Origin of the sequence: Paraburkholderia suaedae, assembly GCF_040812055.1 — a bacterium.
Lineage (GTDB): Bacteria > Pseudomonadota > Gammaproteobacteria > Burkholderiales > Burkholderiaceae > Paraburkholderia.
Window position 1 is genome coordinate 1 of sequence record NZ_JBFOAH010000049.1, and the last position, 21,258, is coordinate 21,258.

22 protein-coding genes and 7 pseudogenes are annotated in these 21,258 nt (G+C 59.0%); 11 read left to right on the plus strand and 18 right to left on the minus strand.

Going from position 1 to position 21,258, the window contains the following annotated elements:
* From ABQJ48_RS35270 to ABQJ48_RS35285, 4 genes are all read right to left on the minus strand, one after another.
* The coding region (locus ABQJ48_RS35270) for a transposase (RefSeq protein WP_473094236.1) at nt 1-339 on the minus strand (339 nt) is incomplete at its 3' end.
* A gap of 128 nt (nt 340-467) precedes the next feature.
* Nucleotides 468-956, minus strand: a complete 489-nt coding sequence (locus tag ABQJ48_RS35275; RefSeq protein WP_367842540.1) for a BBE domain-containing protein — start codon at nt 954-956, stop codon at nt 468-470.
* A complete protein-coding gene (locus ABQJ48_RS35280) occupies nt 910-1,836 on the minus strand; it encodes an FAD-binding oxidoreductase (RefSeq protein ID WP_367842541.1) in 927 nt (308 codons plus the stop codon). The genes ABQJ48_RS35275 and ABQJ48_RS35280 overlap by 47 nt, the downstream gene beginning before the upstream one ends.
* 625 nt (nt 1,837-2,461) lie before the next feature.
* Complete coding sequence (locus ABQJ48_RS35285) at nt 2,462-3,001, minus strand: GGDEF domain-containing protein (RefSeq protein WP_367842567.1); 540 nt, start codon at nt 2,999-3,001, stop codon at nt 2,462-2,464.
* 167 nt (nt 3,002-3,168) lie between these two features.
* Here ABQJ48_RS35285 and ABQJ48_RS35290 point away from each other — a divergent pair.
* Nucleotides 3,169-3,396, plus strand: a pseudogene (locus tag ABQJ48_RS35290) (transposase domain-containing protein); the annotation flags it as partial.
* Between the two features lie 865 nt (nt 3,397-4,261).
* Here ABQJ48_RS35290 and ABQJ48_RS35295 read toward each other — a convergent pair.
* From ABQJ48_RS35295 to ABQJ48_RS35305, 3 genes and pseudogenes are all read right to left on the minus strand, one after another.
* A pseudogene (locus tag ABQJ48_RS35295) lies at nt 4,262-4,447 on the minus strand (transposase); the annotation flags it as partial.
* A 133-nt stretch (nt 4,448-4,580) separates the two neighbouring features.
* Nucleotides 4,581-4,961, minus strand: a complete 381-nt coding sequence (locus tag ABQJ48_RS35300) for a DUF4148 domain-containing protein (RefSeq protein ID WP_367842542.1) — start codon at nt 4,959-4,961, stop codon at nt 4,581-4,583.
* Between the two features lie 67 nt (nt 4,962-5,028).
* Nucleotides 5,029-5,355, minus strand: coding sequence for a DUF4148 domain-containing protein (locus tag ABQJ48_RS35305; RefSeq protein WP_473094238.1), 327 nt, complete (start codon nt 5,353-5,355; stop codon nt 5,029-5,031).
* 423 nt (nt 5,356-5,778) lie between these two features.
* On the opposite strand from ABQJ48_RS35305, the gene ABQJ48_RS35310 reads away from it, so the two are divergent.
* The gene (locus tag ABQJ48_RS35310) at nt 5,779-6,288 is read left to right on the plus strand and encodes a DUF1269 domain-containing protein (protein ID WP_367842544.1); all 510 of its coding nucleotides are present in this window, start codon (nt 5,779-5,781) and stop codon (nt 6,286-6,288) included.
* Nucleotides 6,289-6,531: 243 nt separating this feature from the next.
* Here the strand turns inward: ABQJ48_RS35310 and ABQJ48_RS35315 are convergent.
* From ABQJ48_RS35315 to ABQJ48_RS35325, 3 genes and pseudogenes are all read right to left on the minus strand, one after another.
* A pseudogene (locus ABQJ48_RS35315) lies at nt 6,532-6,705 on the minus strand (patatin-like phospholipase family protein); the annotation flags it as partial.
* 348 nt (nt 6,706-7,053) lie between these two features.
* Nucleotides 7,054-7,653, minus strand: a pseudogene (locus tag ABQJ48_RS35320) (YceI family protein); the annotation flags it as partial.
* Between the two features lie 251 nt (nt 7,654-7,904).
* Nucleotides 7,905-8,207: a hypothetical protein gene (locus ABQJ48_RS35325; RefSeq protein WP_367842568.1), complete on the minus strand. Its 303-nt coding sequence runs from the start codon at nt 8,205-8,207 to the stop codon at nt 7,905-7,907.
* A gap of 537 nt (nt 8,208-8,744) precedes the next feature.
* Here ABQJ48_RS35325 and ABQJ48_RS35330 point away from each other — a divergent pair.
* From ABQJ48_RS35330 to ABQJ48_RS35340, 3 genes and pseudogenes are all read left to right on the plus strand, one after another.
* The gene (locus ABQJ48_RS35330) at nt 8,745-9,062 is read left to right on the plus strand and encodes a DUF4148 domain-containing protein (RefSeq protein ID WP_367842545.1); all 318 of its coding nucleotides are present in this window, start codon (nt 8,745-8,747) and stop codon (nt 9,060-9,062) included.
* 31 nt (nt 9,063-9,093) lie between these two features.
* Nucleotides 9,094-9,620 (plus strand): annotated as a pseudogene (locus ABQJ48_RS35335) (metallophosphoesterase family protein); the annotation flags it as partial.
* 35 nt (nt 9,621-9,655) lie between these two features.
* On the plus strand, nt 9,656-10,003 hold the full coding sequence (locus ABQJ48_RS35340; protein ID WP_367842546.1) for a cupredoxin domain-containing protein: 348 nt from the start codon (nt 9,656-9,658) through the stop codon (nt 10,001-10,003).
* Nucleotides 10,004-10,145: 142 nt separating this feature from the next.
* Here the strand turns inward: ABQJ48_RS35340 and ABQJ48_RS35345 are convergent, their stop codons facing one another.
* From ABQJ48_RS35345 to ABQJ48_RS35360, 4 genes are all read right to left on the minus strand, one after another.
* Complete coding sequence (locus tag ABQJ48_RS35345) at nt 10,146-10,466, minus strand: DUF4148 domain-containing protein (RefSeq protein ID WP_367842547.1); 321 nt, start codon at nt 10,464-10,466, stop codon at nt 10,146-10,148.
* Nucleotides 10,467-11,042: 576 nt separating this feature from the next.
* Nucleotides 11,043-12,740, minus strand: a complete 1,698-nt coding sequence (locus tag ABQJ48_RS35350) for an adenylate/guanylate cyclase domain-containing protein (RefSeq protein ID WP_367842548.1) — start codon at nt 12,738-12,740, stop codon at nt 11,043-11,045.
* 714 nt (nt 12,741-13,454) lie between these two features.
* Nucleotides 13,455-13,802 carry a hypothetical protein gene (locus tag ABQJ48_RS35355; protein WP_367842549.1) on the minus strand — a complete coding sequence of 116 codons (348 nt, stop codon included), beginning with the start codon at nt 13,800-13,802 and terminating at the stop codon, nt 13,455-13,457.
* Nucleotides 13,803-13,868: 66 nt separating this feature from the next.
* A complete protein-coding gene (locus ABQJ48_RS35360; RefSeq protein WP_367842550.1) occupies nt 13,869-14,075 on the minus strand; it encodes a hypothetical protein in 207 nt (68 codons plus the stop codon).
* A 435-nt stretch (nt 14,076-14,510) separates the two neighbouring features.
* Here ABQJ48_RS35360 and ABQJ48_RS35365 point away from each other — a divergent pair, with 435 nt between their 5' ends.
* The 4 genes from ABQJ48_RS35365 (at nt 14,511) to ABQJ48_RS35380 (ending at nt 17,170) form a co-directional block, all read left to right on the plus strand.
* On the plus strand, nt 14,511-15,134 hold the full coding sequence (locus ABQJ48_RS35365; protein WP_367842551.1) for a cytochrome b/b6 domain-containing protein: 624 nt from the start codon (nt 14,511-14,513) through the stop codon (nt 15,132-15,134).
* A gap of 2 nt (nt 15,135-15,136) precedes the next feature.
* Nucleotides 15,137-15,928 carry a molybdopterin-dependent oxidoreductase gene (locus ABQJ48_RS35370; protein WP_367842552.1) on the plus strand — a complete coding sequence of 264 codons (792 nt, stop codon included), beginning with the start codon at nt 15,137-15,139 and terminating at the stop codon, nt 15,926-15,928.
* A 44-nt stretch (nt 15,929-15,972) separates the two neighbouring features.
* On the plus strand, nt 15,973-16,587 hold the full coding sequence (locus tag ABQJ48_RS35375; protein ID WP_367842553.1) for a hypothetical protein: 615 nt from the start codon (nt 15,973-15,975) through the stop codon (nt 16,585-16,587).
* 121 nt (nt 16,588-16,708) lie between these two features.
* Nucleotides 16,709-17,170, plus strand: coding sequence for a CHRD domain-containing protein (locus ABQJ48_RS35380; RefSeq protein ID WP_367842554.1), 462 nt, complete (start codon nt 16,709-16,711; stop codon nt 17,168-17,170).
* A gap of 344 nt (nt 17,171-17,514) precedes the next feature.
* Here ABQJ48_RS35380 and ABQJ48_RS35385 read toward each other — a convergent pair whose 3' ends face one another.
* The 3 genes from ABQJ48_RS35385 to ABQJ48_RS35395 all read right to left on the minus strand — a co-directional run bounded on the left by ABQJ48_RS35385 (nt 17,515) and on the right by ABQJ48_RS35395 (nt 18,674).
* Entirely contained in the window at nt 17,515-17,877 is a 363-nt protein-coding gene (locus ABQJ48_RS35385) for a Fis family transcriptional regulator (RefSeq protein ID WP_367842555.1), read from the minus strand.
* 156 nt (nt 17,878-18,033) lie between these two features.
* Nucleotides 18,034-18,432: a PIN domain-containing protein gene (locus tag ABQJ48_RS35390; protein ID WP_367842556.1), complete on the minus strand. Its 399-nt coding sequence runs from the start codon at nt 18,430-18,432 to the stop codon at nt 18,034-18,036.
* Nucleotides 18,429-18,674 carry an AbrB/MazE/SpoVT family DNA-binding domain-containing protein gene (locus ABQJ48_RS35395; RefSeq protein WP_367842557.1) on the minus strand — a complete coding sequence of 82 codons (246 nt, stop codon included), beginning with the start codon at nt 18,672-18,674 and terminating at the stop codon, nt 18,429-18,431. The genes ABQJ48_RS35390 and ABQJ48_RS35395 overlap by 4 nt, the downstream gene beginning before the upstream one ends.
* A gap of 299 nt (nt 18,675-18,973) precedes the next feature.
* Here ABQJ48_RS35395 and ABQJ48_RS35400 point away from each other — a divergent pair.
* A pseudogene (locus ABQJ48_RS35400) lies at nt 18,974-19,682 on the plus strand (IS6 family transposase).
* Nucleotides 19,683-20,043: 361 nt separating this feature from the next.
* Here the strand turns inward: ABQJ48_RS35400 and ABQJ48_RS35405 are convergent.
* Entirely contained in the window at nt 20,044-20,412 is a 369-nt protein-coding gene (locus ABQJ48_RS35405) for an ArsR/SmtB family transcription factor (RefSeq protein ID WP_473094237.1), read from the minus strand.
* Between ABQJ48_RS35405 and ABQJ48_RS35410 the strand changes: the two are divergent.
* Nucleotides 20,375-21,052, plus strand: a pseudogene (locus tag ABQJ48_RS35410) (oxidoreductase); the annotation flags it as partial. The gene ABQJ48_RS35405 and the pseudogene ABQJ48_RS35410 overlap by 38 nt on opposite strands.
* Nucleotides 21,053-21,258: the final 206 nt, after the last annotated feature.

Sequence of the window (21,258 nt, forward strand, 5' to 3'; positions counted from 1 at the left end):
CTTGAGCACCTTGCCAATGCCAGCAGGCAGCGTCTTGCGCGGCGGATCCTTCGTCTTGGGCATCTTGTTCGTCACTGGTGATCGAGTGCAAATTCTAACCCAGCGCCTTAGCGCGACAAAACCGCCGTAGATGTATATCTTCAGCTGCACTGCTGGATGGTAGGAGGGGCGACCTGTTGTTGATGGTGTGATACCATCGAAACCCATCGATTCGAGTTCCAGCTCTTCGACGAAGGCATCGATGATCCTCACCGGGTTATCCTCGGCAACGAAATCGTCCAGGCCTTCGGGCAACAACGTTACCTGCTTGCGGTCTTCGCCTTCAACGAATCGCTTCATGAATCCCCCGACCCGAACGCGTTGATTCAGTTTAGGCGATCAATGCGTTTTCACACAGCATCGGTCGACCTGAGCCGGTCGCCATCGGGCTCTGTACGGCCGAGGCCACGCGGAGCGCGCGCGGCGATTCACGCTTTCGGTTCAATGTTCTGGTTGACTCGAAACAGGTTGTCGGGATCGTACTTCGCCTTGATCGAGGCAAGTCGGCTGTAGTTCTCGCCGTAGCTCAATTCGACGCGGTTCCCGGCCTCGTCGGCATCCATGAAGTTGACATAGGCGCCCTCCAGATTGAACGGGTGAATGGCTCCCCAGTAGGTACGCCCCCAGGTCTTAAGCGCCTCGGCGTCCTTGGGATCGGGGCTGATCGCGGCAATTACCATCGAAAAAGACGCGTCCCGCGCGCTCCACGGCGTGGCATCCTTGGGGACCCGCTGAACGGCGCCGTCGATGGGGTAGAGGTGCATCAGGCAGAAGGGGGTCGGCGCCTGGAGCGCGTTAGCAATGTGCACGTCGATCGCCTCGTCAGGCAACGCCTTGACAAAGTCGCCCTTCCAGTACCACTGCAAGCCCTTAGGGAAAAACGGGTCGAACAGACTGTTGATGGCAGTCCACGGCATCTCGTCCATCCAGTTGAACAGCGGTGCGGGCAGTTTCTCGAGCAGAGAAGACATGAGTCTGACCCTCTGGCATCGGGCCGTTGAACGCACCGATCAGAGCGCAGGCGCGTTTGTTCCAGTGCTCGTTAGGGAAGGGATCGACTGGAGGCACCGTTTTGAGGCCAACAAAGAGGCCAAGCTCTTCGGGGGCGTTTGGGATGAAGTCGCGGTACGTCGCCATAACTTGCTTGGCGTCCTTGGCGTCCCAGAAGATCGGACCAGCGAGCACCATTTTGGCTTGGTGGGCCTGAAATAGAAAGCTCGTGACCACACCGAAGTTACCACCGCCACCGCGCACCGCCCAGAAGAGGTCAACGTGCTTGTCCTTGTTAGCGGTGACGAAAGAGCCGTCGGCGCACACGACATCCACCTCTAGCAAATTGTCGACCGTGAGGCCGTGCTTGCGCGTGAGGTAGCCGGTTCCTCCGCCCAAGGTCAGTCCTGCGACGCCCGTGCTGCCGACGATGCCCAGTGGTACGGCGAGGCCAAATGCGTGGGTCGCGTGATCGACGTCGGCTGCGGTGCAGCCTGGATCGACACGCACGGTGCGGCTCGCTGGGTCGACGCGCACGCTGCCCATCTGCGACAGGTCGATGACCAGTCCACCGTCGCAACTCCCCAAACCGGGGCCGTTGTGTCCGCCTCCGCGGATTGCCAGAAGCAGCTTGTTCTCGCGCGCGTAGTTGACCGCCGCTATGACATCGGCGGCGTCGGTGCAACGAGCGATCACCTTGGGCCGTTTATCGATCATGCCGTTGTACAGCGCTCGCGCCTCGTCGTAGTCCTTGTCTGATGGACCGATCAGCCTTCCGCGAAAGTCCTGAATGGCAAACTCGCCCATGATGCTGCCTCCCTGAAGAGTTGATCCATCGCGCGCGCGCGACGACGCCATGCGGTACCCAGACGCTCCGAACGGTCGGCAAGAACGACATCGGGCGCGTGGAATCCATCGGCATCTACGTACCTATCTGGTCGCCATTCCGAGTCGTAGCCTCGTAGCTTACTTGATGAAAGCATAGTGCGCCGACGCAATTGCCGAAAGGAGCTTCCGATTGGCGACAGTGACAGCAAGACGAGCGAGCAACCAGTGGAATGAAACTCGACCAATCGTCGCCCGAGCTTTAGCAGAAGAGAAAAAGGGGCGCGTACGATCGCCAGGCCTGACGCGCCAGACTGCTCTGAAGCGTCCGACGCAGTCTCAAGTGGTCGATTTGAATGCCCCCTACCGGGAATTCCGATAGTCTCTTTCGGGTCCCTTGGCTGCCGCTCACCGACGTCGAGGCGCGAATCACTGGATAGGTGAAGTGCATTGGACAGGACCCGGTCAGTTTGAGCCACTCAGGCACAATTCGTGATTGTCGGGTGGCAGGACGGCAGGACACGTTGGCCGATCCTCGCCGCACCCCGGCGAGAAATGCGCCCGCATGAAGTCGATATACCCCCGGTCGTCCAGGTTGTGGTGAATTTCAATGAAGCCGCGTGCGTCGTCGCCCCGGCAAGGCGGACGCGTCGAAGTTGAAAAAAGATTCAGGCGCACTTGGCAGCGATGCCCGCCGCCTTAGAACGACGGCATTGCCGCCGCGGCTTTTGGCCTGGTACATCGCGTGGTCGGCATTGACCTGCAGGGTTTGTTCGTCTAGTCCGTCGTCCGGATAAACAGCCACGCCCACGCTGGCCGAAACCCCCGGGATGCAACTTTCAACTGCAAAGCGTTTTTCGATAGACTGACGCAGCTTTTCGGCGATCGAAACCGCGTCTTCAGCCTCATTCACGGCCGGTAAGATGGCAACGAGTTCGCCTCCACCGATGCGCGCGATAGTGTCCGATTCGCGTAGGCATTGCTTCATACGCTTGCCGATGCGCTGCAGCAACATGTCGCCCACGGCATGGCCGTAGCGATCGTTGACCGGCTTGAACCCGTCGATGTCGACAAACAGCAGGGCGAATTTCGTACGCCAACGTTTTTCGTTGAGTATTGCCTGCTTAAGCCGGTCGGCAAACAGAATGCGGTTAGGGAGATCGGTGAGTTAGCACATAGTCCAGATAGGCGCGCGGATCGAGGTCGTTCGGTGCGCAAGTCCCGATCAGCGCGTACATTGCGGCGGCCCGTTCACCGGCGCTGTCGGAACCGGCAAACAGGAAATTCATCCGACAATGAACATAATTCCATTATCGGAAGAACTTTCTATTTGCGGGCTCTGGCAGCGGTGGTGAACGTGCTGCTGCGATGTACTCGTTAATTGGCACATGCGCCCTCAACGACTTCGATCCGCGCGCTTACCTGAACTATGTGTTGGGAAGAATCGCTGACCATCGGATCTCTGCCGTCGACGAGCTCTTGCCATGGCGTGTGGCTGAAAAGTTGCATGCAACGGCCAGTCCACCACATCAAGCTATCTAGGCGCTCTAAACGAGGCATGCGGGGCCATCATGCCCCCAACGCGCGGGCTTGTACCAACGGCCCTCGTCAGTCGCTTACGATCCAGATGCGATCGCTCTTCAAGAAGCGAGGCTCGTCGAAATAGTGCCTACGGCATTCGACGATGGCCGATTTCGGGTAACGCCAGCTGGGGCGGAACTACTCCGTCGTCTTCGTATGACAGCGGATTGAAGTACAAATTGGTTCGAGCCGCGATCGGCGACCGCGCACGGGTCGTAGCTGCCGATCGTCGCGGTGATAGCGACGTGCTGTTCCCAGCGAGAGGGCGTGCATCGTTTCCGGCCCGCGTCCTTACGGGCTTTGCGCACCATCGTTCATTGCACTGAAAACGAGTGGCCCCCGGATTTCAGCGGCATCGACAAGGGCGAGCTTCGCCGCTACTGCGGAAAATCAGGAATCTGCCCGATCGTCAGATCTCCTGGACCGTCACCCGATGAATTGTTCTCCTGGCATCAGGTTACTTCCGTGAAGCGAATCGCGGATCCGAGTGCATCTGCAATGTGTCGAAGCCGAAGGACGTCCTCGGGCTTCATGCTGGACCTCCGCCGTCTCGCCGTGGCAAAGAACCCAGGTTAGCGATAGCGAACTAACTATCATTCGTTTGCGAAGCTTCCTGATTGTGATGATAAAACTGGTTCGACCAGCGCCCCACGATGCTGTACTTTATGCAGACCGATAAAGGCCGAAATACCGCCGAAGGGGCACGGAATCTCATCAAGGCTGCGGGCGCGCCAATAGGCCCACCAAGCAAGCCGGATACATGTTTGCATACCGTTTGGCGTCACAAAAGAATGCTTGCAAAACGCGTCGGATCCATACGTACATCCATGAAATAAATCTGCAGCATCGTCGCAACTGGGAACGGCGGCCGTCCGGTTTTGCCCGTCGGATCGTGCGGATCGATCGGCGCAACCAGCTTCCACCAAGGCACAACGCGCCGCATCTCATCGAGAAATTCCCGCATGCGCGGGCGCCTCGTTGACAGATTCGGACCAAGACCCAGTTGCGTCATCGCACTTCTCATCAACTAATTCCCTCTGCTTCCAGGGTAGTTCAGCAACACGTCAATGCCAAGACTTTTGTAGACCTTTCTTCACACGGGGCGTTTATGAAACCACTTCTAACGTAGTGCAGTGGCGTGTGGCTCAAGAGCCAAAAAAGATATCGCAGAAACTGACAGGGCCGACGCAGGTCGACGGATTCGAGGGATGCGTATCTTGTTTTTTGTGGCTGGAATCGCTCGTGCCTTTCATTTCGGCGCCCATGCCACTGTCCATTTTTTGCGGCTGGGGCGCGGCGGCTTGCTGTTCAGCATCCTGGGCGGCTACTTTCGCCTCCGCAGCCTGGATATCGGTAGGATAGGTCGCGTCATCGTTGGCCGGCGGATTGTATCCAGCCTGTTCGAGCCTGATGAGATCGGCGCGTACCTGCGCTCTGGTGAGATGGGCGGACGCGGACTGCGCAAAAGTCGATGTGGAACTGACGACCGCACTGAGCGTCAATGCCAACAGGGCGAACTTTTTCATGATTGTGACTCCTTCCAACAAGGGCCCCAGTTTGCCGGGGAACTAGTGAAGTACGTTGACGTGTGGCTCAAGAGCCGGAATAAATGCTGCAGAAGCTGACAGGTCCAACGCAGGCTGACGGATTTGAAGGAGGCGTCTCCTGTTTGATGTGGCCGGCACCGCTTGTGCCTGTCGTTGCAATACCCATCCCACTGTCGCTGTTTTGCTGCTTGAGTCGCGCGACCTGCTGTTCAAAGATAGGCGCGACGTCGGGGTACGACGCGTCACTCACGAAATTCAGACCGTTGCGTTCGGCTTCAATCAACTCCTGCCGCACCTGCGCACGGGTCTTTTCCTGAGCCTGCGCGTTGATCGCAATGCCCGCTGAGGCGGCAAGAATCAGGGAGAAAATCATGGTTCGCTTATTCACTCTGGACTCCAATATAAATGACGGGGAAGTTGCTGGTTCTGCATCATGAAGCGCGAACGCCGCAAACTTCATCAAGCGTGCTCGCACTACGATATACCGGGAGCGGGCGCCGCTTATTCCCAAAGTTACCAAGAGTGCAGGCAAAACATGATGCATTGGCGACTGCGCCGCCTTGCAAGTTGCTGGTGCAGATCAACGGCATCAGGTCGCTCCGTTGCCGAGCACACATTCATCACCGCTGCGCGGCACATCGTTGGAGTAGACGGGCCCGACCGTGAGTACGCGCGATCTATTCCCGGTGCTTGCCAACACGCCAGTCCTTCGGGAATAAGCTCACTCGAGTTGCGGTATGGACAAGACACCCTCCCGAAGCTTCGGGACTGGTGAACCACCGTTCGGGAGAAGGACATGAGACGTATCTATTTTCTATTGCCGAATGTGCATAGTGCACAGATGATCATCAACGAACTTCTGTTATTGCGGGTTGAGTGGCGACATGTCCACGTTATCGCCAATCACAATGTGCCGCTCGAGGATTTGCCAGAAGCAACCTTGGTGCAACGCAGCGATCTGTTGCCCGCCCTCGCGAGAGGGGCGGCGATCGGGTGCCTAACGGGGACGCTGGCCGGACTGGTCGCACTGGCGTTCCCACCGCCCGGGCTGACGATTGCAGGCGGCGCGGTCGTGGCGATCACGCTCTGTGGCGCCGGCTTTGGTGCGTGGACGGCGACCATGATTGGCGTCGATGTACCGAATACGCGGCTCAAGCGCTTTGAACAGGCTATAGAAAAAGGCAGACTGCTGATGATGGTCGACGTCGCGAAAGATCGCGTCGAAGAAATCGAAGGGGCGATCAAGCTGCGTCACACCGAGGCCGACATCCAGGGAACGGACCCGACGATTCCGGCGTTTCCGTGACGCTGCGTAATGCCGGCTGGTTCCATCGCAATGATGTGATCCGCCAAGAAGTGCGCACCAATATGAACGACAGGAAGCTCGTTGTCGTGCGGGGCGGCGCGGCGGGGTCGTGCCCTCGCCCCAGTAGGCGGCGAAGGGCACGCTATGCAGATTTGACCAGCTCTGCCAATCCTTTTCCAGGAAGTAAATGTCTATGAGTTCCCATCAAGGGATGTCGCAAAAAGTTGGCATGACAGCGCGGTTTATCGCCGCATTCATCGCACCTGCACTGGTGGCGCTGACGCCTTCAATTGAAAGCCGGCCGTCCTCCAGCAGGCGATCGAGCACGCCCCAGGTGAATGCTCCGTGCATCCAGCCGCCTTGTGCGAGTGCGATCGTCTTCTGAGCGATCGGCCGCTTCCTGTTCGTCGTCGCCATCGGAACCTTCTCAATGCCGGGTCCAGCCACGCCGCCGATTACCTACCGTCCCGGCCGTTCTCGCACGCCCATGATCAGGCGGCCTAGACTGGGTATCCAAAAGATATTACGTTACGTCGCTGTGATGCATGATGTCATGTCTCTGCTGCCCGTGTCTTTAAGGCGGAACATATCGATTGGCCCACCCGAAAGTGGTGGCCTTGAGACCGTGGATGATGAGTGGCTCTGCGTGTTCGCGGTTGTGCCCCCAGGCGAACGCGGCAAGCCGATCCCGGCAAGCCGATCCCGGACTGGGCCGTCTGTCCCTCTCCTGAACGACACATCGGGTACGTCCGCAGCGCGCCCGGGCGCCGCGGATTGCCGGACAAACTCGGCCTGAATTCGCACGTTAACGTCGTCGCCTACGGCCGGGAACCACGTCGATAGTCCAAACCTCGCGCGACTGAAATGACCTTCCGCCGAGAAGCCGAGCGTGTCCTTTTTCGTCAGTGGATCGGGCGCGAAGCCGTTGAACGTCACGTCAAGCGTGACCGGTTGAGAGGTGCCGCGGATCGTCAGATCGCCGGTTAACGTGCCGCGAGCGTCTCCTGTACGTTCGAAACGCTTGCTAACAAACCGGATCTGCGCAAAGCGCGCCACGTCGAACATATCAGCGCCTTTGACGAGTTTGTCGAGGAGCGGCACGTTGGTATCCACGCTATCGGCATCGATGATCGCCGCGACTGAACTCCTGTCGAACCCGCCTTCGTGCCAGTCGAGCATTGCGCTCGCGCGATCGAGGCGCATCGTGAAGCGAGAATACTTGAAGTGATCGACATCGAATGTAATGCTCCAGTGGTGCGGATCAAGCTCGTACTGGCCTGGCGGCACTCGCGTTTCAGACCGGCTGACGGTATGCGTGACCACTTGGAGTGGCGTGCATGAAGCGACTATCGGGAGCACCGAAATTCACAACACGCGCGCGACAATCGCGCGAACGGAATGCTTCTTCATGGCTCTCATCCCAGTGCTTGACCAGCGTAACAGGAGCGCGGGCGACGCGACCCACACTGGATCCAGTCAGAGTGCCGTGGATGGCCCGTCAGCGGGCATCCGAATCAGCCACGTGGCATGCATGGATTCGATGGCGATGAAACTTCCGATTCAATGCAGCGAGCTATCTGCAGTACATCGTGCGCCAACCCGGCTCGTCTTGACCTTCAATTGTTCGGCGGCGGCACGACATAGGTCCTCACGCCGGCTCGTGGCGATCCATATCCACCAGACTGCGCACTGTTCGGCAAACCGTTGGATAGTTGCGCCCGCGGATCCGTCGGATTCAGAGACAGTTCTCCCGCCTGGCGATCACCATCAGTGGGATACTCGCTCCCGAGTGCAGCCTGCGGCATCAACCGGGTGCTGTTTTCAGGCGCCTTGATATCGTCATATGGGCTGAGACCTTGCGCCGCGACGCTGCCCGCGGCGATACATGATACCGCGAACAGGACTCCTCTCAATGCCATCGGTGCTCGCCGCTCGCCCGCTCTATTGAAAGCGTTTTCCATTTCAAACTCCTTAAGATGCCGATCAGTTCATAGCTCTGCGCAAGCCTTGACTTGCGCAATGCACCTGACGAATCGAGAACCGTCAGAGAAAGGACGACCACTGCAATTTCCTTCATTGCAGAAGCCAAACCGTTTTTCGATATGCAATGAGTAGACTCTGTTTCTTCGCCGAATATTCCCGCAGCCTGTAAAAAAATGGAAATTTTCAGGACCAAAACACCTTAAAAGAGGCGATTGCGGTGTGAGTAGACGACCCGTTGTTCCGTTGACGGGTCTTCCGGCATGGCGGCGGACGTAGGGCACGATCGTTGGACAACTTCACGATTGGTCGTGCCGCTGTGTCCTCTTATCGTCGATGCCAAAGATGCCTCTTTGTCCGGCGAAAGAGAGTAGGGAATAAGGATGCCGGTTGAGTGGTTTACCCGTGCAGAGCGTCGTGCGCTGGAGGCAGGTGGACTGCGGACATCACGCGCTCGAAAACCAAGGAGTAGTGACATGAAATGGAATTCGGTCAATCGGCTTGTTGGTCAATCCGCGCGCGGTTCGCTCATCGCGAGCGCGGTGCTGATGGCAACGTCAGCCTGTGTGTACGCGCAAACGTCGGCAGAGCCCGGCACGCATCAGGTCACCCGTGCCGAAGTGCGGCAAGAACTTAAGGAGTTGGCGGCGGTCGGATATCGCCCTGTTCCCAATGATCTCTATTACCCAGACGACATTCAGGCGGCGGAACAAAGGTTGAAGGCCAAACATCAAGTGGAACAGGATGCGCTGACGGACGGAAACCCGATAGCGCAGACGAAGCCCATGCCATGAAGGCGACGGATGGCGCGTACAGGTACAGACGGGGGCGGAATACTTTAACCGGTTTGGTCAAGCCTCGGACAATAGAGGCTTTTACAGCTTCGACCACAACGGGGTGCATTTCATCGGGCTTGTCAACGTAATGCAGTTCAAGCCGAATGGATTGGGAGGCTTGGGCGACGACCAGCTCGCCTGGCTGGAGAACGATCTGAAGGGGCGTTCGTCCAGCACGCCGATTGTCGTCTTGCGCACATGTTGATGTGGACGATTTACGAGCCGTGGGGGTGGGGCACCGGCGATTCTGGCCAGGCGTTGAGCTATCTAAAGCGCTTTGGATCGGTCACCGTCCTGAACGGGCATATCCACCAGATCGTGTCAAAGGGGGAGGGCGATATCACTTTCCATACGGCGCACTCGACGGCGTATCCCCAACCGACGGCCGGCAATGGCCCGGGCCCCATGCCGCTGACGGTGGCAGGCAATCAGCTTCCGAGGATGCTTGGTGTGACAAGCATCAATATCGCGCGCCACCCGCTGAAGGCGACACTTACCGACACGACACTCGTCTGATTCCCGACACCACTCACGCCACAAGGATCCTAATCATGCGTACCACTTTCTTTCGTCGCGCTGTCGCTGTCTCGCTGGGCGTCGGGACGCTGATATGGGGAATCGCTTCCGAGTTCACCGTCGCACAGGCGCAGGACGCCAATGTGGTTGTGATAAAGAACTTCATGTTTTCGCCGATGTCCCTCACGGTCAAGGCTGGTTCGACCGTGACCTGGAAAAATCTCGATGGCGAACCGCATGCTGTAGTCAACGATGCCGGCCTGTTCCACTCCGGCGCGCTCGATCAGGACGACACTTTTCAGTTCAAGTTCGATAAACCTGGTGTCTACAAGGTATTCTGCGGCATTCACCCGTATATGAAAGAGACCATTACCGTCGAGTAGGCGCGCTCTCTACGGTAGCTCATGCCGACAGAGGTTAAGTAACTGTCTGGAATGAGGCGCGAGGGGGAACTCCGTGCTGCGCGATATCAATGCTGGTGCGCGGCACGGATTATCGCATTCTGAACTGTGACGCTGCGCCGACTTAAGGTGTCGGCTTCGTCTGCCCGGTCTGTTCCAGGCCCATCACTGCACTTCTTTCCGCTTGATGTTTGGCGGCAACCTTTGCTTCGGCGGCCTGGATGTCTGCAGGGTAGTCGACCTCGTCGCCTTGGGCCGGGCTATAGCCGGCCGCCTCCAGCTCTTCGAGTTCATGTCGCACTTCCGCGCGAGTGAGCTGATGTGCGGCAGGGGCAGACGAAGTTTGCGCATACACGCTGGCCGAAGTTGCCATCAGCACCGCGCCCGCGACAACCAGCGCACGTAGTGGCCGGTCAAAAAACTGATTCATCGAATCCGATTTCATTGTAGTGCTCCTTGCTTCTTGAGATGCTGATTCGCGCGAGGATCATGCTGGACTGCACATGATGCGAGCGGTGGTCAGGTCTTCATTTCAGACTCCTGATAATAGTGTTCGGCATGCAATGAGTAGACGCCGCTTCGTCGTCAGGTATTCCCTGATCCTCCATAAAAGCATTGGCCTGACTGTCCGCGTCAGCTTGCGATCGGCGACATGTATCGGATGGCTGGTCTGGTTGACGTCGGCGGTCTGCGTGCGGGCCCCCGTTCCACGGGCGGGTTATGTTCACGGGGAGACAGTGCGTCGTTGTGACCTTCACGGCAGATACAATGTCTTTGAAATCACCCAACCGCCTGCCCGCACTCAAGGGCGTCGCCAGCCTGTATGGGTAGAATTTGTCCATGGGCGTCGGATCCTGCACTGGACCTGGGCATGGGAGTACTTGACTGGTGGCTCAAGCCGGAGCTAATCCACGGCGGCGGGCTTCCTGGCGGTCGCGACGCGGTAGGTTACGGTGGACTTTATAGGCGACGCGCGAACGAGAATAAATTCGTGAGTGTCGCGCAATGTCGGCAGGTTCTGTCAGGTCTGAGGCATCTGGGATGCCTTGGCCAGCACACGGACAGGGACCGGGTCATGGCGGCCTTTGAGGTGTGCATCAAGCTGCGGCAGGTCTGCCGCCGAAACGCCGGCATGCTCGAATACCAGTTCGGACACGATAGCGTCGCAAGCGATCTCTTTTGTCAGTCCCTCAAGTCTCGAGGCCACGTTCAGTGGGTCACCAATTGCCGTGAATGTCACATGCTCGCGAAAGCCAATCTCACCCATCACAGCCCGGCCGCAATGCAATCCAATGCCAAACCGTATGGGCGCTTGCAGTTGCTGTTCGAGCGCAGCGTTGAGTTGATCAATGTTGGCTGCCACCAACGGCACCGCGCAGAGCGCCTGGCGACAAGCAGTGGCTGGCTCCTCGCGTAAGCCAAAGATCGCGAGCACAGCGTCGCCCAGGAACTGGTTTGGCATACCACCCGCCTGGACCACCGCGGCACAGACAGCGCTCAGGAAGCGACTGACTACGAATATGCTGTCGAACGGTAGTTGCCCCGCGGCAAGCTGTGTGGAACCCCGCATGTCCACGAACATGAACGCCGCGAATCGCTCTTGCGGTATGACGTCCCGCTGACGCCGTTGCAGGAAGGCCGCGGATGCGGCCGGCGGCACCAATGGCCACACGGAGATGTCATGGATCGGCCGCAACTGGCACGCAAGGCGCACTGTCTGCGAGTCGACTCCCAGTCGCTCCAGGACGCGCCGCTCCGCCTCGGCCGGCGCGGGCAGCGGCACATCGCTGAGCACGCGCACTCTACACAATGTGCAGCGAGCACGGCCACCGCACGTGCTGGCGTGGGGAACGCCGGCCATCCGGCTAACTTCGAGCACCGAAAGTCCGAGCGGCGCAAATACCCTACGCCCGTCTGGATACAAGATGCAGAGCCGTCCGTGCCGGCGCTCCCGGACCGTGCGCAGCAGCCGCGCTCCAAGTACCAACAGCAGCGCACCACCATCGAAGATCAAAAAATCGTTGCGCAGATTGGCGAGCCAGAGGTTTTGCGATCCCCTCCCGACGACCGCCTGCCGGGTCGCGGCAGCGCGCCAGACAGGGTCCTGCGCAAGCGCGATCACCTCCCGTCCGCCTTGCAGGAAGCCCAGCAGAGCGAGCACCGGGAGCAACACGGCGACGCTGAGCAGCACGCTCCGCCATGTCCCAAACCATGGCTTCAACCGCAACCAGAACCAGACGCCAAAACACCCATGAGACCAGGCGACCACCAGCAGCATCAGTTGCACCTGGCCGAAGAACGGCGAAGCAATCCAGAACGAGTACAACAACTGCGCGTAACCCTTGTTCAGGCCGAACACGGCAAATGCGACTCGCGTGTTGGCGAGATGGTTCGCCAGCAGCGGCGGAATGCACAGGCCGAGGACGAGTTGCGTCGCCTCGCCCCAATTCCAATGCACAGAGCGCCGCTCATATAGAGCCCACAGACCCAGGAAGAAATGCGTCACCAGTGCGCTATACAGCACCCCGGTTCCAAGCCATCCCTGCCAGATAAACTTTTGAACAAGCAGGCCACGCTCTAGCCATGCGAGTGAGATGTTTCCTAGCGAGTGATTCAGGAGATGTGTCCCTACATAGGTGAATAACACCAGTCCTGTGGTCAGCCGAACGGACCGCACTCCCGCCGGTCGCCATCCTTTAAAACGGGGAAAGCGCGACATGCTCTACTCTCCACCCTCTCGATCAGAGGCATTTCGTTGGGAGATCGGCCAGCGGGGTGCGGTTCGATGTGGCTGCAATGCGCGTTCAGTCATGCATCCATCGTCTTGTCGCCAAGGTCGTGGAGCCGTTTAGAAACGCCAGCTCGCACCTGGTTTGTTTGCTTGCTTGGGACGCCAAGCCGGGCGACCACGCGCCCTGACACATTACTGTGGAGCTGGATCCTTGAAAGCGAGACTTCAGGAATACTACTATTGTCGATCAGGCGACTGACGAAACTGAGCGCACGTGACTCCCGCATCAGCGATGAGTTGAACAACATCTAGTTTACACGGATCAGGATTTCCGCCGAGGATCGTGTCGGTCCGCGGCGCTCGATTGGATTGAGGTGGCGCAGCGGGATGGCACGATGGCACGCTTGAACGCGCTGCTCCATAGCGGAGGAAGTTGATTCGGCGCTTCGCCGAAGGTCACAATGGCGACGCACGCCGACCAGCGGCGCAGCTCGTTGAACTGGCCGGGAATGGCCGGCGCCTGAGGGACGTCGCGTTGAAGATGCCGCCCGAGGCCGGGTATCGCTACCCTGCAAAGCTGTTCGTACTCTTTCAACGCGGATGGTGGGCTCGAGCAACGCCTTTGGCGCACGCCCTTTGCTGAAAACACCGAGACTAGCAGGATGATCCCGGCGAGAGTGAACCAAACCGTGGGAGGCCAATTCACGCCGCTCGGCGCGCACTCGGCGAGTTTGCAGTTGCAGAAGTCTTGGTCAAGACGGCAAGTTTCTTAACCGAGAATTCTTCGTTGAGAACCGCAATTCTGACCTGTGCCAGGCAGAGCGCTCCCTCGTCCGTCCATCGCATTTGTTGCTTCTTCGCCATTCGATGGCTGACCACCAGGTTCACCGCGGACTCAGCAATGCCGCTGCTGATCGGTAGCCCCTTGTGATAGCGCATGCCATAGTTCACGAGCGTACCGGCGTTGTTCTGGATGTAGAAGTACTCGCGAAGCACGTCCGTGTTCGACGATACTACGGTCATGAATTTCGGCGAGTCAAAGGGACTCACGTTCGAAACAGTCCTGATTTACCCGACGAGGGCTTTCGTGGGACGGAAAGGATGGCACGACGGAGCTCAAGCCGGATGTTCGTTGGCGCGGAAGATGCGGCCGAGGCCGGCATTGTCGGGACCTTTCTGCGTCCAGTAGAGTTCGCCGAGCTGCGTATCGATAGTGATTCCGACGCACCAGCGCGTCTGGTCGAGCCGGTCCTGGTCGCCATGTCCGGTCTCGACTAGCGTTTCGACTTGAGAGCCGTCGAGTTTGGCGCGCATCACGCGCATGCCTTCTCGATCGCACCAATAGAGCTTGCTACCTGCCTTCGAGATGAATCTGCTTCGGCGTGTGCGTGACGCCTTGCGGGACGATGACCACGCGATTCCCGCCATCCAGGCCGGCGCGTTCAATCGAGCCATCATGGAGGCCGACTCAGGCGTGAATTTCGTTTTGATCGTGGCTAGAGCTTGTGTTAAAGAGCCGCGGGTTTGTTCATTTTCGTGCCCGTCGTGCCGAAAAGAACTACCTCTGATATCGAAGCCAGGAGAGAGGTTTATGGAGCCAATTTTCTGATGATAGTTGGCGGGGCGAAGGACGGCTATTACATAAAGCTGGAATATTCGCTTGAAGGAAAATTAATTGTCGCGCAATGGAATAGTTGAGCGCACGTTGCGTTTACGCATGGCGACCCGACCTGGTCGCGGCCGGCCACGAGTCCGAGCATGTGCTACGTCATCAATCATGAGATCGCTTTGATTCACACAACGATTCAACCCGCCTGGGTCCGCATCACACACTGGATTAACGCGCTCGCTGTCGTACTGATGGTCATGAGCGGCTGGCAGATCTATAACGCCTCGCCGATCTTTCCAGCTTTAGGGTTTCCTTCCGCCATGACCTTGGGCGGCTGGCTCGGTGGGGCCTTGCAATGGCACTTCGCAGTCATGTGGATGCTCGTCGCGAATTTCATTGCATACGTCGGGCTGAATCTGGCGTCCGGACGTCTGCGCCGGAAACTGCTGCCGATCAGCCTTAAGTCGCTTACAACGGATCTCTCCGCCGCGCTGCGTGGCAAGCTCGTGCATGAGGACCACGCACGCTATAACGCGGTACAGAAATTGGTCTATCCCGTCGTCATCGCCGATATTGCGCTCATCATCCTGTCGGGACTGGCGGTATGGAAGTCGGTGCAGTTCCCACTGTTGCGCACGCTCATGGGCGGGTACGACAATGCGCGCGTCGTACATTTCATTGCAATGAGCGTGCTGGTTGCGTTCTTTGTCGTGCATGTCGTCATGGTCGCACTCGTGCCGCGCTCGTTGGTTTTGATGATTCTCGGACGGTGACCATGACTTTGCGAAAAAAGGCCCAGAATCGCAATACGTTTCTTTCGTCTCACGCCGAATCCATCATAAATGATGCGCGTAACGAGCTGAAAAATCCGGCACGCCGCCTGCTCGGAAAGCGGCTTCTCACGCTCGGCGGCATTGCGTTGCTGTCAGGTTGCGATTTGTCCAGTGACAAGTCGGTGAACACCATGCTGCGCAGAATCTCGTTCTTCAACGATGACGTGCAGGCCCTGTTGTTCAACCCGAACCAGATGGCACCGACCTATCCGGAGTCGATGATCACACGGCCGTTTCCGTTCAACGCGTTCTACGACATCGATGATGTGCCCGAAGTCGACGCCACTACATACCGGCTGCAGGTAGGTGGCGTTGCCAACGGCAAGCGTCTCTGGACGCTCGACGAGCTGCGCGCGTTGCCGCAGGAAAACCAGATCACGCGTCATATCTGCATTGAAGGATGGAGCGCGATCGGCCGGTGGGGTGGCGTGCGCTTCTCCGATTTCCTGAAGCGTGCGGGCGCGGACATCACGGCGAAGTACGTGTCAGTGCACTGTGCGGACAACTACTGGACGAGCATCGACATGCCAACTGCATTGCATGCGCAGACCCTGCTCACACTCACATACGACGGCGAGGTGCTGCCGCCGAAGTACGGCTTCCCGATGAAGCTGCGTATGCCGACCAAGCTCGGCTACAAGAACCCGAAGCATATCGTCGCAATCAGTGCGACGAACGAATTTCCCGGTGGTTACTGGGAAAACCAGGGCTACAACTGGTTCGGCGGTTCCTGATGTTCACTACCACTCGCAGCTCAACAGTCCTTTACGGAGCATCCATGTCTATTCGCTTGAAAGTTGGCGTCACCCTCGCCACGCTGGCTTTTGCCAGCGTCGTGCTCGCTCAGACGCCCGCCGCCAAACCGTCGCGCATCCGCGGCGAGATCGTCTCGCTCGACGGCGACGTCCTGAAGGTGCACCGCCGTAGCGGCGACACTGTGTCGATCGAGCTCAAACCGGCGGTTGCGGTGTCGGCCGTCAAAGCCATGCAGCTTTCGGACATCAAGCCGGGCTCCTTCGTCGGCACAGCCGCAACGACGGGCACTGACGGAAAGTTGACGGCCACCGAAGTGCTTGTCTTCCCCGAATCCGCGCGCGGCATGGGTGAAGGTCACTACGCATGGGATCTCGGTCCGAACAGCACGATGACGAATGCGAACGTCGACGCCGTTGTTCAGGGTACCAGCGGCCGGGATCTGAAGCTGTCGTACAAAGGCGGGAGCAATGAGGTGACCGTACCGCCTAACGTACCCATCGTGACTTTCGCGCCGGCCGCACGCACCGACCTGACCGCGGGCAAGAAGGTGTTTGTGGTCGCGACGGCCGCCTCGCAGGGCGCATTCGTCGCGCAACGCGTGGTGGTCGAAAAGGATGGAATCGCTCCGCCGATGTAGTCGATTCGCGGTTGGATGGATGACCTACCCGCTGCGGTAGCACATGGTTCAAGCTCCGCAGCCCGTCGATTTATATATTCGCATCATCGCGCGTTCGTTGTTCCCTAGAGGAGAAAACTAAATGTCACGATCCATTTCGCAGCGCGCTTTCATGGTGTTCGGTGGCTTGGCCTTAGCGGGTACGCTGAGCTGGGCGCAAGCGGCGCCGGTCTCGTTTCAGGTGCCGTTGACGGGCACCCAACAGGTCCCGCCGGTGCAGACTCCGGGCAGCGGCAGCGCCGACCTCACGTACGACGCGGGCACGCGGGTCGTAACGTGGAACATCACCTTCAGCGGATTGTCGAGTCCGGCCACGATGGCGCATTTCCACGGGCCCGCCCCGGCCGGCAAAAACGCCGGCGTGAAGGTCTGGCTCTCCCAGAAGGGCAACATGGAGGCGACAAGCCCGATCACCGGTCAGGCCACGCTATCCCCGGATGATGCCAAGAGCTTTGAAGCCGGTGACATGTACATCAACGTTCACACCAAAAACAATCCGAACGGCGAGATCCGCGGCCAGGTGGTGTCCCCGAAGAGCAACTGACGCGAACGACGGGGATGTTTTATCAGGCTTTGTTGGGACCGCCATGAGGTCCCGTGCTACGGATGCGACCAGGGATTCTTGACGCAATATCGTTGCCGGCGAGGGTCGTCCAAGTGTGGCCTTTCTCATCGATTGCCACGAAGCCGGGTTGCCAGTGCTCCGGATTGCGCAGTTCGCTGTTATCCGATCCGTTACCACGCAATCGAACTCGAGCGGTTCGCCTGACGGCATCTTGCGCGATTCGGCAGTGTTGATCGCAGCGCGCAGTGCTAGTGCCGGAGTCAAATTTGACATGGCTAACGCCGCTCTTCCCGTGTGTAGCGCCAAGGCTACGTTGCCTACCGTCATTGCGCCCTGGCTTTCAGCCGCGCGAAGCTCTCGTTCGCCTCAACGATGGCCTGAAGGCGAGTTTCGTGCAGCAAGCGATCATATTCGTTCACGACAAGATTCAGTTCATCTACCAGATCGTCGGCAAATTTCCGTTCGGCGCCGTCGCCCGGCCGGTTCAATTCCGCTAATAGTCGCTTCTCAATCCCGTCGAGCGTTCCCGTATCGAGCAGTCCGAAGCCCGCTTCAGTCAGGAACCCGAGCAGCAGAAGTGTTTGCGCCAGGCACACAACCGCGTCCCGTTCGGGCTTCCCGCAGCGAACACGTTCGAAAGCGATCCTGACTGGGAGGACCAGTTCATTTGCTGTGCTGCGGTCCATCGGCAAGAACAATGCCTTCTTATGCCGAGACTGTTTCGCTAGCCCGGAGCCTAGCGAGCTCCCACTGCGCGGACGACTCATATGCGGTACCGTTTTCCTGTTTAGCCGGCGCGACTGGCGTGAGCGCTTTTCCGTGGTTATCGGCTTTCGCCGTCGTTACTTAATCAGCATCATTCCGACGACCTTAGATGCAGTCACATCGAACGTCGCGGTGTACTCGCACTCTGCGACGTGCCCCGACCGTTCGATCAGGCAGTCTGCGAAATCCGCCTTGTCTGACGCAGCGAAAACGCGAAGTGCCTTTCGGACCGTGTCCGCACCCTCGACAACCAGTTCCTTTGTGCCAAGCATGGATTCGATGATGTCCTTCGTCTGATCTCGCTCGACGCCGTAGCAGCGGCCGAGCACCCACACAACCTCGACTAGCGCGATCTGCGAAACGTAACCCGGCCGCTCGGTCGAAAAGGACTCCATGAGTGCCGTGGCCTTCTTGGACTGCGCCACGTCGTCCTGCGCGAAGTAGCGGATCAACACGTTTGTATCCAGTCCGATCATCGCGCCGATGCCCCCTGCTCGGCGATGGCGCGGTTCATGTCCTCAACCGAAACCGGTTTGGCAGGCTTCTTCACGACGCCCTTGAGCGATGCGAGCGAGCGAGTGGCCGGATAGACCTCGTACCGGCCCGTTTCCTCGTTAAAACTAAATTCGATCCGGTCGCCGGATTGCAGGCCAAGCTGGTTGCGCACGTCGACCGGGATCGTGACCTGGCCCTTCGATGTGATGGTTGCTGCTGTCATGGTGACCTCCAAGTATTCCTTACTTTAAGGTAAGGAGAATGAAAATGCAAGGGCCACATAGACACACCGTTCGGTTACACGACTGATTATTCCTCCGCCCAGCGCCCTCTCGTCCCGCACGATGCGGCCTTGGCTGACATCCGCGGAGTCATCGCCGCTGCTGAAGCAAAGCAGCAGTGAGCTTCCGGATCCTCTGGACCGAAAGCGCTCGCCGTGAATTGCGGCTCGGGTGCAAATACCGCGGGGGCGAATCGGTTAAGGTGTCGGTCTGAACGAACTGAGAGCCGCCGATGAGCAAGCTGAAGATTCTGGAGGAACTGTTCGCGGGCCGTCATTTCGACCGCGATGTGATCATACTGTGTGTTCGTTGATACCTGCGCTACAAGCTTACCCTGCGCGATCTGGTCGAAATGATGGTGGAACGGGGGTCTTTCGCTGGCGCACACGACGGTCCTGCGCTGGGTGCGTCGCTTTGCGCCGGAATTCGTCAAACGGTGGAACCGCTTTTGCAGGCCCACCGGCCAGTCGTGGCGTGTCGACGAGACTTACCTCAAGCTGCGCGGCAAGTGGGTCTATCTTTACCGGGCGGTGGATCGGGCAGGTCAGACGGTCGACCTCATGCTCAGCGCCAGGCGCGACGTGAAGGCGGCAAAAGCGTTTTTCAGGAAGGCAATCAAACATCAAGGTCAGCCGCCGAAGCCCATTACGCTTGATGGCTACGCCGCCTCGCACCGCGCCGTGCGCGAGATGAAGACCGATGGCTTGCTGTCGGAGGACACGAAGGTCCGATCCTCGAAATATCTCAATAATCTGGTCGAGCAGGACCACCGCAACATCAAGTCCCGGACGAAAGTCATGCTCGGCTTCAAACGTTTCCGGAACGCAGCGATCACTCTCTCAGGTATTGAACTGGTACATCGTATTCGCAAGAGCCAATTCAGCCTCGCGAGACTCCGCCTCAAAGATACCGCTGCGCCCGCTGTCTGGATGGCCGTCCTGTCTGCCTGAGCAGGTATCCTTTGTATAACAAAATATCTTGTCCATATCGACTATTTGCACCAGAGCCCTAGGACATTGGGCACCGTTTTCAGCGACTGCAAGGCTTGCCCCCGAGCTGCCGGACCAATGCACCCTCCAAGCCATGGCCTTCGGAGTGCCGCGCCAATTTTGCGGGCTGGACATCCGTGACCTCTTCGTGGCGCGATGGAAAAGGGCGGAGCGCAAGCGACTCAACGGTGCCTGACATCGGGCCGCGGTGAGGCGCCGTCTGTTGCGGACACCGCTGCTTCGGGAAGGGGTTTGTCGTCCCGGCTTTCATGGCGCGCACCGTGGCGCTCGCGTCCATCGTCCACCGACCTTCAGTCGACTTTCACGCCGATTCGCTCAATGCGGGTTCATTGACGATCTGCTTGATGACCGCCTCCATCAAGCCCGGAAAGCGGGCATCCAACTCAGCGCGCCGCAATGAATTCTGATGCACGGTGCCGGCAACGCGCGTGTGCACCAAGCCCGCTTCGCGCAGGATCCGGAAGTGATGGGAGACGCTCGACTTGGGGCGGCCACCGTCGAGGTCGCCGCAGGTGGCCTCGTCGACCGTTGAAAGTTGGCGGACGATCTCAAGGCGCACCGGGTCGCTAAGAGCATGGAAGAGCCGCCCGAGCGTGAAGTTCTCGGCGGCAGGATGGGTATAGGTGGGTGGCCTGCCGAAAGTACCTGAAGCGATGACGCTCGACGACATCGCACGCGTTCGCGAAGACTTCGTCGCCGCTGCCAAGCGCGCGCTCGACGCCGGCTTCGAATGGCTCGAGTTGCACTTCGCGCACGGCTACCTCGGCCAGAGCTTCTTTTCCACGCATTCCAATCAACGCGACGACGCGTACGGCGGCAGCCTCGAGAACCGCAGCCGCTTCCTGCTGGAAACGCTGGCCGCCGTACGCAAGGTATGGCCTGAGCATTTGCCGTTGACGGCGCGATTCGGCGTGATCGAGTACGACGGACGTGACGAGGAAACCTTGGCTGAGTCGATTCAACTCGCGAAGAACTTCAAGCACGAAGGGTTGGATATGCTCAGTGTCAGCGTGGGCTTTTCCACGCCCCAGGCGGCCATCCCGTGGGCGCCGGCGTTTCTTGCGCCGATCGCGGAGCGTGTGCGCCGCGAGGCTGGTATTGCCGTGTCATCGGCGTGGGGCATCGATACGCCGGAACTGGCCGACCGCTCCGTCAAGAACGGGCAGTTGGACCTGATGATGATCGGGCGCGCCCATTTGGCCGATCCGCATTGGCCGTACCACGCGGCGCGCAAGCTGGGTATCGAACGACCGTCGTGGACCCTGCCGGCACCCTACGCGCATTGGCTCGAACGTTACGCGGTTGCTTGAGCGCAGTTCGACGCTGATCACGGCGGTTTCTGCTGATCCGACCGGCGGCGCCACGCATCTAGCCCGGCTTTTCGCGCATAATCGTCCGACGTGGGTCGCATGCTCCATTCGCTCCGCTCGCTCTCACTGACCATAGATTCGTACGTTAAGTGAGCTGGAAACGTGATCCGCCGCACAGGCCAGGCACCCTTCCTGCCGCTATCCTG